Source organism: Bradyrhizobium sp. CCGUVB23 (assembly GCF_024199885.1).
Taxonomy (GTDB): domain Bacteria; phylum Pseudomonadota; class Alphaproteobacteria; order Rhizobiales; family Xanthobacteraceae; genus Bradyrhizobium.
Map to the genome: position 1 here is coordinate 7,213,043 of NZ_JANADQ010000001.1, position 11,644 is coordinate 7,224,686.

Consider the following 11,644-nt stretch of genomic DNA (forward strand, 5'->3'; position numbering starts at 1 on the left):
ATCAGCGTCTGTGCCGGCGGCATCGCTTTCGCCGCGCGGGACGATTGCCGGAGAAGAAACATGACCACCATCTCGCAAACTGCCGGGCAGCCTCTCAGCCCACCCTCGTCAGGCGGATTCCTCCGCTCCCTCGTCAACGGCGCCTCGGCGCTGCTCGACTTCCTGGAGCGCCGCACCGCCATCAAGACGCTGAACGAGCTCGACGACCGCGCGTTGCGCGATATCGGGATCACGCGCTCGCAGATCGAGGATGCCGTTTACGGGCAGGTGAAAGCCGGGCTGACGCGGTATCTATAACCACCTGGGGGGATCAAGCGATTGCAGCCTGTCCCCATGCTTCGCCAAAAGCTCGATCGTCATCGGAACGGTCGGGCTTGCGGCGCGGCCTCGTTGAGGCGCCGTGTTCGCGCCGGTGTCGAAGGCCGAGACGTCGCACGTGCATGGCGACGTTGTCGGCGAGTGCCGCGATCCGTGTCGACGCCTGCTTGACGACGAACAGGATTGTCGTGACGCGGCTCAACACGCCAAGCAGGAACAATACCGAGAACACGTCGATATAGGCAAGGAGATCGCCAACCAGCATCAGCTCGGGCGGGATCGGGATCCTGTGGTAGTAGGCCAGGACCAGAATGACGACGGGGATGAAGGCGATCACCTGCCGCAGTGTCAGCCTGTCCAGAGCCGCGGCCAATTGCACGACCAGCACCTCCCATAGCGCATCGCCGATCGCGAGCGGGACCTCGTAACTCCATTTGCGCCACCAGTCCCGCATGCAATTGCTCCGAGGTGTTTATCTGAGCAGAAGCTAGTGCCTGACCACCAGCACCGAGCATTTGGCGTAGCGCACGACGTGGCCGGCATTCGAGCCGAGGAAATAGGTCCGCATTGCCGGGCGATGCGAGGTCATGACGATGAGGTCGGCCTTCATATGCGCCGCTTCCTCCAGGATTTCGTGATAGATGCCGCCCTGCCGCACCACGCTGGAGATACGCGGGGCGTCGATGCCGGACTCTCGCGCGACGATGGCGAGCGCTTCCTCCGAGGTCTGGCGCTGCTGCTCGTCGAAATCGGCCGGCACATATTCGGCCAGCATCACCGGCGTCATCGGCAGCACGTTGAGCAGGCGCACCGTGCCGTTCCAGGTCTGCGACAGCGTCGCCGCCGTCGCGATCGCAGGTTTTGCGAGGTCGGTGTCGGCGAGGTCGATGGGCACGAGAATGGACTTGAACATCTGCGCCTCCCTGTCATTCAACGGCCCAAGATACCGTCCCAAGACGGCGCCCTGTTGCCCCTAAGCCTGCTTCAGCAGCTTGGGGCTGACGAACAGCACCAGCTTGCCGTGGCGGTACGCCACGTCACCCCAATCCTTCACGTCAAAGTCGAAGACCGCAAGCCCTGCCGTGGGCAGGTTGTCGTGGAGAGCCTTGCGGCCGGCGTGGTCGCCGCTGCCTGCGAGCATCAGCGCCAGCTCGTGCATGCCGGGATTGTGGCCGACCAGCATCAATCGCTTCGGGTTCGCGGGGATGGTTGCAGTGCGAATGGTTTCCAGAAGCTGCGCGGGGCCGGCGCCGTAGAGTTCCGGCAGCAATTCGACCTCCGGGGCTTCGACGCGGTCCTTCATCGCGTCCCAGGCGATGTCCCAGGTCTGTCTGGCCCGGACGGCCGGTGAGACCAGCACGGTATCGGGGAACGGCGGATGATGGGCGATCCAGTCGCCCATCTGGGCTGCGTCCCGATGGCCCCGGTCATCGAGACGGCGGTCCTGGTCACGGCCGCTCGGTGCGTCAGTCTCGGTCTTGGCGTGACGCAGCAGCATCAAACGGCGCATGGCATTCTCGAATCATCCCGGTCGTAATTAATGTACAGGCACAGGTTCAGGTTCAGGACAAGGTGACAAGCGCCTGACCGGTGCCTTAAGAAAACGACATGAGCGAGACTTACACAAGCGTGTCCCAGGAAGAAGCCGGCTTTCGCGAGCGCGAGCGGCTGTCGTTCGATCTCGACGCCGACATCTGCGTGATCGGCGCGGGGCTCGCCGGGCTCACGATCGCGCTCGAGGCGGCTCGGCTCGGGGCCAGCGTCGCGGTGCTGGAGGGCCGGCATGTCGGCTGGAACGCCTCCGGCAACCAACTCGGCACCGTGATGCCGGGTTTTGCGCTGCCGCTCGCCGACCTGATCGAGCGCATCGGTTTCGAGGACGCGCGCGAACTCTGGGCGCTGTCGAAGGAGGGCGCCGAATTCGTGCGCGCCAACGCCACGGAGGCGACGATGCCTGGGATCGGCGTGAGCGACGGCGTGCTCGAGGTCTCCAATGTCGATGCCGGCGACCGGCTGATCAGCCGGCTCCAGATGCTGAACGAGGATTTCGATACCGAGGCCGAAGGCTGGCAGGCCGACCGCGTGCGCGCGGTGCTCAAGACCGACCGCTACTTCCACGGTGTCTACTATCCGAGGGCGTTGCAGGTCGACGGCCGGAAATATGTCCACGGGCTCGCGGCCTTGGCTCGGCGGGTCGGCGCGCGCATCTTCGAAGACACCCCGGTCGTCAGCATCGATCATTCCGGCATCCGCAAGCGCATCGTGACTCCGTCGGCGCGCCTGCGCGCAACGCATATCGTGCTCGCCGGCAACATCCATCTCGGCGCGCCGCTGAAGCGCCTGTCGGACACGCTGCTGCCGGTCTGGCGCTATGCCGGAATCACCGCACCGCTCGGCGAACGCCTCTCCGAGATCCTCGCCTTCAAGGGATCGGTGATGGATACCGACGGCATCGACCATTTCAGAATCGTCGATGGCGATCGCTTGATGTGGGAAAGCCCGGAAACCACCTGGGCCGCAAACCCGCAACGTTTCGGCGGCGCGATCAAGCGCCGGATCCGCACGATCTTCCCGGATCTCGGCGAGGTCGAGATCGCCGAAATGTTTGGCGGGGCCACCGGCCATACCGTGCACGGCATGCCGCAGATCGGGCAGCTCCGCAAAGGCCTGTGGGTGGCGAGCGGTTTTGGCCGCCAGGGCATGAACACCTCGGCGATGGCCGGACAGCTCATCGTCCGCAGCATCCTGCGGGGCGACGAGCGCTGGCGCCTGTTCTCGCCGTTCGAGCTGGTCTGGGCGGGCGGGATCACGGGACGGGCCGCCGGCCAGGTGATCGGGCTCTGGGGCAGGGCGAGCTCGGCCGCCGCCGGCTCGCTTGCCCGTTACCGCGAGCGGGCGCGGGTCAAGGAGCGGGAGCGCGACGCGAAACTGGCTGCGGCCAACCGCGCCGCCGGCACGGGTCCGCGGCGCGCGCCGCCTGGCGCGGTTCGCCCGGTTCGGCCGGCGCCGCCGCCGGAACCGGCGCCGCGTGCCGAGGAGGCCGTGTCGGAGGAGCAGGGCGTCTCGCAATAATTTGAGAAAAAACTCCGCCTGACGGTGTAACGTCGCGCGTTGAAGCCCGTATCTCAGCGCGTGGACAGGTGAAAAGTCCCCTCGCACGGAGAAAGAGATGTTTGACCGCCGCATCCTGTTGACGTCCGTCGCCGGCCTGTTCGGCCTGACGGCGTTCCGCTGGCTGAGAGCGACCCCGGCCAAGGCTGGAGAGAAGGCCGCGGAAAAATTCGAGATCGAGAAGACGGAGGCCGAGTGGCGCGCCCAGCTCACGCCTCAGCAGTACGAGATTTTGCGCAACCACGGCACCGAGCGGCCCGGTTCGAGTCCGCTTCTGAAGGAGCATCGCAAGGGCGTCTTCGCCTGCGCCGGCTGCGATCTGCCGCTGTTCGCGTCCGACACCAAGTTCGAGAGCGGCACCGGCTGGCCGAGCTTCTACCAGCCGATCGAGGGCAATGTCGGCAAGACCGAGGACCGCACCTACGGCATGGTCCGCACCGAGGTGCATTGCCGCCGCTGCGGCGGCCATCTCGGCCACGTCTTCGATGATGGTCCAAAGCCCACCGGATTGCGCTACTGCATCGACGGTTTTGGGCTCGTTTTCCACCCCGCGGCAGCGTCCGCGACGTAAGGGGTGTGCCCGGCAATTGTTGCCGGCCCGGCAATTGTGCCCCGGTCCCTCGGCCGGGGCATGTCTATTTAAATATTTGATTTCACTGAAATACCCGCATTGGCATAGGCCTTGCGACGTCTCCTTCGATTGCGGCCAAGAGTCGCGAACGGTCGGCCGGCCGTCGGAATCGAATTTGGAGACAAAGTTATGGGTATCTTCGATGCAATGAACACTTCGGTGGGTGGCCTGCAGGCGCAGTCCTACGCGCTTCAGAACATTTCCGGCAATATCGCGAACTCCTCCACCACCGGTTACAAGGGCATCGGAACCAGCTTCGAGGATCTGATTCCCAACTCCGAGGTGCCCAGCAAGCAGGTCGCCGGCGGCGTCACCGCGCACGCGCAGGCAACGATCACGACCCAAGGCACGATCTCGGCATCCAGCGTCGCCACCAACATGGCGATCACCGGCGACGGCTTCTTCTCGGTGGAGAAGGCTACCGGCGTCGTCGACAACGTGCCGGTGTTCGACGGCGTCACCTATTACACCCGCCGCGGCGACTTCCAGGTCAATGCCAACGGCAATCTCGTCAACGGCGCGGGCTACTATCTGATGGGCGTCTCGGTCGATCCGAAGACTGGCAATCCCACCGGCAGCGTGCCGACAGTGCTGCAATTCCAGAACAACTTCGTCCCGGCGCAGGCCACCACGGCCGTCCAGTATGCCGCGAACCTGCCGACAACGCCGAACACAGTGGCGAGCTCGACGGCGGCGAGCGGTTCGCTCGTGGCCTATGGCGGCCTCAATCCTGCCGACTTCGCGTCGAGCCCGTTGCCGTATCTCGATCAGACGGTCACCGGATCGGCCGTCAACAATAAGGCTTCGACGCCTGTTCCCATCACAGCCGCGACGAAACTGTCGGGTCCCGCGAACAGCGACTCGTTGACGACCAACTTCGCCGCCGGCGATACCATCGTGGTTGACGGCATCACGATCACTATCACCACGGCCGGCACCGGCCTGCAGGACTCGACGCACGTCCGCGCGGACGACACTGTCGGTGATCTGCTCACGGCGATCGGTGGGATCACCGGTGTGGCGCCGACGATCAGCGGCAGCGGCGCCATTACACTCCACACCGGCGCCATGCAGGACCTCAGCATCACGAGTACAGCGTCCGCCTTTTCCCCTTCCGCGCTCGGTTTCACGAGCCCCGTATCGCTGGCACGCGCCGCCAATCCCAGCGGCGGCACCGTGATCGGAAACGACATCGCGACTTTCACCAAAGAATCCATCAGCGGCGGCGCGGTGACGGCTTACAACGCGGCCGGCACGCCGGTGAATCTGCAACTGCGCTGGGCCAAGGTCGACAGCGCGTCGCTTGGCGCCGGGCACGCCGATACCTGGAACCTGTTCTATCAGGCCGATCCCAGTGCCACCAACACGAAGGTCGCATGGGTGAATACCGGCACCAATTTCACCTTCGCAAGCGATGGCTCGCTGGCCTCGCCGACCGGCTCGGGCATCACCATCAATAACGTCACCGTCGGTGGGCAATCGCTGGGCTCGGTAGCATTCAATCTCTCCGCCGGCTCGCTGACGCAATATGCGAGCTCGAGCGGAGCCGTGACCATCAACACCATCACGCAGAACGGCTACGCCGCCGGCCAGCTCCGCTCTGTCGCCGTCAACAATAATGGCCTCGTGGTCGGCACCTTCTCCAACGGCCAGAACCTCGATCTCGCCGCGGTGACGCTCTCGCACTTCAATGGCACCAACTACCTGAAGTCGCTCGACGGCGGCGCCTATGCAGTAACCGACGAGTCCGGCCCGGCGATCGCCGGCGCCTCCGGCACGATCAGCGGCTCGTCGCTCGAGGGATCGAATACCGACATCGCCGACGAGTTCACCAAGCTGATCGTGACCCAGCAGGCCTACTCGGCCAACACCAAGGTGATCACGACGGCGAATTCGATGGTGCAGGATCTTCTGAACGTGTTGCGCTGATCAGCGCTCACGCAGCGTAACCAGAGGCGGCAGTAACATGGGTTTGAGTTCATCCCTCGCCAGCGCAATGAGCGGCCTGCGTGCCAACCAGGCCGCGCTTGCGATCGTCTCCTCGAACGTCGCCAACGCGCAGACGCCGGGCTACGTCGTCCAGACGCCCAATCAGATCGAGGTTACCTCCGGCAGTTTCGGATCGACGGTTCTGACCACCGGCGTCGGCCGCGAGCTCGATCTCTACGTGCAGGGTCAACTGCGCACCGAGACCGGGGGCAGCGGCTATGCCGACCAGATGGCCAGTATCCTGGGCCAGCTGCAGAACGTCTACGGCACCCCAGGCGGCGACGGCACGCTGGAAAGCGCGCTCAACCAGTTCACGACCGCGCTGCAGTCGCTGTCGACGAGCGGAGGTTCGCTGTCGGCGCAATCGGTGGCGGTGACCGCGGCGCAGTCGCTGGCGCAACAGCTCAACGCCACGAGCAACGGCATTCAGACGCTGCGCTCCAATGTCGAGCAGGACATCGGCGCTACGGCGCAGCAGGCCAACACTGCAATGGCGCAGATCGCCGACATCAATACCAAGCTGCAGAGCCTGACTGCGAACGACCCATCGGCTGCGACGCTGATGGATCAGCGGGATGCTGCGATCGATTCGCTGTCGAAGCTCGTCGATGTCCGTGTCGTCACAGACAGCTCTGGCCAGGCCAACGTTTTTACCAGCACCGGTATCCAGCTCGTCGGCGCCGGGCTCGCCTCGCAGTTCACCTTCTCCTCACCAGGCGCACTCACCGCAAACTCGCTGTACGACCCTAACTCGGTCAAATCCGGCGTCGGCACTTTGAGTATCAAGCTGCCGAACGGCTCGGCGACCGACGTTGTCGCCAACAATGTTGTCTCTTCGGGCCGGCTTGCCGCCGACCTCAAGCTGCGCGACCAGACGCTGGTCCAGGCGCAGAACCAGGTCGACCAGCTTGCCGCGACGATGGCGAGCGCGTTGTCCGACAAGACCACTGCAGGCACTGCCGTGGCCGGACCGCCGTCCGGATTCGATCTCGACGTCTCGAACGTGGCGCCGGGCAATACTGTCAACCTGACTTACACGGACACGGCGACCAACACCCAGCAGCAGATATCGATCGTCAACGTGATCGATCCGGCGGCGTTGCCGTTGCAGAATGCCGCGAACGCCAACCCGCTGCGCGTCGGTGTCGATTTCTCCGGCGGCATGGCCTCGATCGTATCGCAGCTCAATTCCGCGCTGGGCGCAAACCATCTCCAATTCTCCAATCCGTCCGGCACGACGTTGCGGGTCGTGGACGACGGAACGGGCTCGGCCACCGTCAACGCCGCCTCGGTGACGAAGACGATCTCGTCGCTGACCTCGGGCAATCCGCAATTGCCGCTGTTCACCGATGGCACCGCGCTCTATACCGGCGCCATCGCCTCGACCGGCCTGCAGATGACCGGTCTTGCCGGGCGTATCGCGGTGAATTCGGCGCTGGTCACCGACCCCACCCGGCTTTCGGTCTATAGCACCTCGCCCGTGACGCCGGCAGGCGACACCACGCGCTCGGATTTCCTCTATTCGCAGCTCACCAATTCGGTGTTCTCCTATTCGCCGCAAACCGGGCTCGGCTCGTCGAGCCAACCCTTCAGCGGCACCGTCCCGAGCTACCTGCAGCAGTTCCTGAGTATCCAGAGCAACGCCGCGACCCAGGCGAAGCAATTGCAGCAGGGCCAGAGCGTCGTAGTCTCGACGCTGCAGGAGAAGTTCAATTCGACCGCGAGCGTCAATATCGACACCGAGATGTCGAACCTGATCCAGCTCCAGAATGCCTACGCCGCCAATGCCCACATCATGTCCGTGGTGCAAAGCATGATGAACACCTTGCTCCAGGCCCAGGGGTGAGAAGCGAAAGCGTGATGCCCGAGTGTAACAAAGCGTAGGGTGCGGAAAACATGTCGATCAGCAGCATTAATTATTCCTCGTCGGTTCTTGGCGCGCAGATCCGCAACATCAACCAGCAACTCACCGACCTCTCGACGCAGCTTTCCTCCGGCAAGCTGTCGCAGACCTATTCGGGCATGGGCAACAATGAGGGCTTTGCGATCGCCGCGCGAACGCAGCTTTCGAACATCTCTGCCTTCACGGACACGATCAGCAACGTCAACATCAACGTCAACCTTGCCAACACCGCACTGCAGTCGCTGGTGTCGATGCGTAACACGACGCAGTCGGCGGCCGCGAGCACCAACCAGGATATCAATTCGGCCGGTCAGACGGTCGCGCAGCTGACGGCGGCGGCGCAGCTCCAGTCCATGGTCGCGGTGCTCAACACGCAATCGGCCAACCACTACCTGTTCTCCGGCACCGCACTGAACACGCCGTCAGTGGCGAGCGCCAGCGACATCATCAACGGGACCACCACTCAGGCCGGCCTGAAGCAGGTGATGGCCGAGCGCCAGCAGGCCGATCTCGGCACCAACGGCATGGGGCGGCTGGTGCTGAGCCAGCCTTCGGCGACGTCGGTGCAGGTCGCGGAGGACGTTGCGGGATCGCCGTTCGGGCTGAAGCTCGCTGCGGTCTCCTCGACGTTCACTGGCGCCACCGTGACGGCTCCGAGCGGCTCGCCGGTCGCGGCCTCCGTCGACCTCGGCGCCAACAATCCCAACAACGGCGAAAACGTGAACTTCCAGTTCACGCTGCCCGACGGCACGAGCGAGCAGATCACGCTGACCGCAACCACCACGACGCCGGTACCGGTGGGCAGCTTTGCCATCGGGGCCACTCCGACTGCAACTGCAACCAATCTCAACAACGCGCTGAATAGCGCGATCAGCACGCTTGCCAACACGTCGCTGGTGGCTGCATCGGCGATAGAGGCCGGCGATAATTTCTTCAACACCGATGGCTCGGCGACGGGCGGCGCCAAGAACAACAAGGCGGCGGCGCCGGCTCCAATCACCGGCGCCACATTGCTGTCGGGCACGGCGCCTTCGGACTCCATCGGAACCAATTTTGCCGTCAATGACACCATCACGGTCAACGGCACGACGCTGACCTTCGTGGCGTCAGGCGCCACCGGCAACCAGCTCAACGTCACCGACAGCATCCAGACCCTGCTCAGCAAGATCGATCAGATCACCGGCACCTCGAAGCCGTCGACCGTCCATGGCGGCGTCATCACCATCAACACCAACGACGCGGCGAGCCTGAACATCACGAGCTCGAACAATGCGGCACTCGGCGCGCTCGGCTTCGGTGCGACGGTGACCGCCGCGACTCCCCCGCTGCGCGTCGGCAGCGTGCCGTTCGGTTCGGCGACGACACTGGTCAACGGCTCGGCCAATACGGTCAAATGGTACACTGGCAACTCCGGACCGGGCCCGGCGCGCTCCACCGCGCAGGCCCGGGTCGACGACTCCGTCACCGTGCAATACGGCGCGCAGGCCAACGAGACCGCGATCCGCTCGGCGCTGCAGGCGGTCGCCGTGTTCTCGACGTTCTCGACCTCGCCAACGGGCATGAATTCGCCCGGACAGATCTCGGCCCTGAGCTCGCGGGTGACGCAGCAATTGCTGCCGCAGCCCGGACAGCAGAAGATCGAGGACATCCAAGCGGATATGGCGATGGCCCAGAGCACGATGAAGGATGCCTCTGCCCGCCAGACCCAGGCTAAAGCAACGCTGCAGACCATCGTCGACCAGACCGAAACGGCCTCGCCCGACCAGGTGGCGAGCGAAATCCTGGCACTGCAGAACGCGCTCCAGGCCTCCTACCAGACCACCGCGAAGCTCGCGGATCTGTCGCTCGTCAAGTTCCTGTAAGGGAGCGTTAAGGCTCCATTAACCATGCCTGTTTACCTCTTGGTGAGGATTTGAGGCGTGGGGCCGTCGATGTCGGACAAGATGCAGCTCGTGGTGGCGCCCCCGTGCCTCGTCGGCCGGGTGTCGAGCATCTGCGCAAGCTCGGTCTTTGCGCAACAGCGACGTCACGTTGCAATTCGCACTGATCGCAGTCGCCGCGGCGTGAGCGGTCCGAGATGAGCGTCGGCGCGTCCCGCTGGCGGACTGAAGATGGTCCGCGCTACGGCCTACGCGACCTCTTTACGCCGCTTGAGGCGCTGCTCGTATCCGGCGGAGATCAGCGGCTGGCGATAGATCCCGTCACCCGCCTGAGCGACTACGGTTGCGCGCCGGAGCCCACGCCCGAGATCTGGAATTTCGCTTCTTCGACAGCATCGTCGATCTCCGAACGCGCCTATCACCGGGCGGCGCTGGCGCGCGAAGAGCTGGTGCACAAAACGTTGTTCGACGAGGTCGAGGTCGCATTCGATGCGCGCAATGAAGACATGCGCGACGAGTTGCGCAGCCATCTGCAGCTCGCCCCGCGCGTCGATATCGTGTTCTCGCCCTCCGGCACCGATTCCCAGCTCCACGCGCTGTTCCTGGCCCGCGCCACGCTCGGCGCGCCGCCGGTGACGATCGTTGTCGGCTCCGATCAGACGGGAAGCGGAACCGTCTATACCGCGCGCGGGCGTCACTTCAGCACCAGAACAGCGAGCGGATTCGCAGTTCGCAAGGATGGTGCGATCGCGGACCTGGGCTGTGACAGCATCGCGCTGCCGCTTCTTGATGCCGCCGCGGATCTCGGACCGCGACCCGACGCGGACTCTGCCGTGCTTCGAGCGATCGAGACCACGATCGGGCAGGGCAAACGCGTGCTGCTGCAGATCATGGATTCTTCGAAGCTCGGCTGGCGCGCGCCGAGCGAAGCCTGTCTCGACGAGATCGCCAGGCGCTGGCCCGGCAAGGTCCAGATCGTCGTTGATGCCTGCCAGATGCGGCTCGGTCTAAAGCGGCTGCGCTCCTACCTCGACCGCGGCTATATGGTGCTGATCACGGGGTCGAAATTCTTCGGCGGTCCCGCCTTCAGCGGCGCGTTGCTGGTCCCGAAGGGATTGTCGCGCAGGGTCGACCGGGGCGTCGACGCGGCGCCCGGCTTCTCCGACTATGCCAGCCGCAGCGATTGGCCGATGGGCTGGGCCGCGCTGCGCTCACGCTTCGACAGCCGGCCGAATTTCGGGCAGTGGCTGCGCTGGGAGGCGGCGCTCGAGGAGATCGGCGGCTACTATGCCGTGCCGAGTCCGTTCCGCGCGAAAGCCCTTGGCGAGCTCAGGGCCGGCATCGAGAGCATGATCGCGTTGACGCCGTCGCTCGGCGCGATCCGATCGGATGCGGGACATGCCGGAGTCGATGACGAGGAGTTCACCCATCCAACGGTGTTTCCCTTCACGCTCAACCGTCACGGCAAGCTGGCCGCGATCGCCGACTACAACGCGCTCTATCGCACGTTGGCGCGCGACATGAACGACGAGATCAAGGGTACCGCGATGGACCGGCAGGTCGCCGCGCAACGCTGCCTCATCGGCCAGCCGGTTCGGCTGGAGCGACCGGACGGCGCAGTCTCCTGCGTGCTCCGCCTGTGCGTCGGCGCGCAACTGGTGACTGAAGCCTGGTCGGCGGACGCTGGAGATGCGCAACGGAATCTGCAGCGCATTCTCGACCGTATCGCCCATGTGCTGGTCAAGATCGAGCTGTTGCTCAACCGCGCCGACACCGCGGCACCTTTCATTCTGTCTGCGTCCGGAGCGTGAC

At 64.6% G+C, this 11,644-nt stretch carries 10 protein-coding genes; 7 read left to right on the plus strand and 3 right to left on the minus strand.

The genetic code is table 11. The features are described from left to right. The first annotated feature begins 60 nt into the window (after positions 1-60). Positions 61-297, plus strand: a complete 237-nt coding sequence (locus tag NLN62_RS33335; RefSeq protein WP_035665484.1) for a DUF1127 domain-containing protein — start codon at positions 61-63, stop codon at positions 295-297. Between the two features lie 13 nt (positions 298-310). Here NLN62_RS33335 and NLN62_RS33340 read toward each other — a convergent pair whose 3' ends face one another. Genes NLN62_RS33340 through NLN62_RS33350 form a run of 3 tightly spaced genes read right to left on the minus strand, consistent with a single transcriptional unit; the run spans position 311 to position 1,828 of the window. After that, the gene (locus NLN62_RS33340; protein WP_027528655.1) at positions 311-772 is read right to left on the minus strand and encodes a hypothetical protein; all 462 of its coding nucleotides are present in this window, start codon (positions 770-772) and stop codon (positions 311-313) included. A 33-nt stretch (positions 773-805) separates the two neighbouring features. Next, positions 806-1,231: a universal stress protein gene (locus NLN62_RS33345; protein WP_027528656.1), complete on the minus strand. Its 426-nt coding sequence runs from the start codon at positions 1,229-1,231 to the stop codon at positions 806-808. A 60-nt stretch (positions 1,232-1,291) separates the two neighbouring features. Continuing rightward, the gene (locus tag NLN62_RS33350) at positions 1,292-1,828 is read right to left on the minus strand and encodes a histidine phosphatase family protein (RefSeq protein WP_027528657.1); all 537 of its coding nucleotides are present in this window, start codon (positions 1,826-1,828) and stop codon (positions 1,292-1,294) included. A gap of 98 nt (positions 1,829-1,926) precedes the next feature. On the opposite strand from NLN62_RS33350, the gene NLN62_RS33355 reads away from it, so the two are divergent. The 6 genes from NLN62_RS33355 (at position 1,927) to NLN62_RS33380 (ending at position 11,643) form a co-directional block, all read left to right on the plus strand. After that, positions 1,927-3,390, plus strand: coding sequence for an FAD-binding oxidoreductase (locus NLN62_RS33355; RefSeq protein WP_254111635.1), 1,464 nt, complete (start codon positions 1,927-1,929; stop codon positions 3,388-3,390). A gap of 97 nt (positions 3,391-3,487) precedes the next feature. Continuing rightward, positions 3,488-4,000, plus strand: coding sequence for a peptide-methionine (R)-S-oxide reductase MsrB (msrB, locus tag NLN62_RS33360; protein ID WP_027528659.1), 513 nt, complete (start codon positions 3,488-3,490; stop codon positions 3,998-4,000). A 189-nt stretch (positions 4,001-4,189) separates the two neighbouring features. After that, positions 4,190-5,989 carry a flagellar hook protein FlgE gene (locus NLN62_RS33365; protein ID WP_027528660.1) on the plus strand — a complete coding sequence of 600 codons (1,800 nt, stop codon included), beginning with the start codon at positions 4,190-4,192 and terminating at the stop codon, positions 5,987-5,989. A gap of 37 nt (positions 5,990-6,026) precedes the next feature. After that, positions 6,027-7,895: a flagellar hook-associated protein FlgK gene (gene flgK, locus NLN62_RS33370; RefSeq protein ID WP_254111639.1), complete on the plus strand. Its 1,869-nt coding sequence runs from the start codon at positions 6,027-6,029 to the stop codon at positions 7,893-7,895. Positions 7,896-7,945: 50 nt separating this feature from the next. Beyond that, entirely contained in the window at positions 7,946-9,814 is a 1,869-nt protein-coding gene (locus NLN62_RS33375; protein WP_254111640.1) for a flagellar protein, read from the plus strand. 215 nt (positions 9,815-10,029) lie between these two features. Then, positions 10,030-11,643, plus strand: a complete 1,614-nt coding sequence (locus tag NLN62_RS33380) for a hypothetical protein (protein WP_254111641.1) — start codon at positions 10,030-10,032, stop codon at positions 11,641-11,643. Position 11,644: the final 1 nt, after the last annotated feature.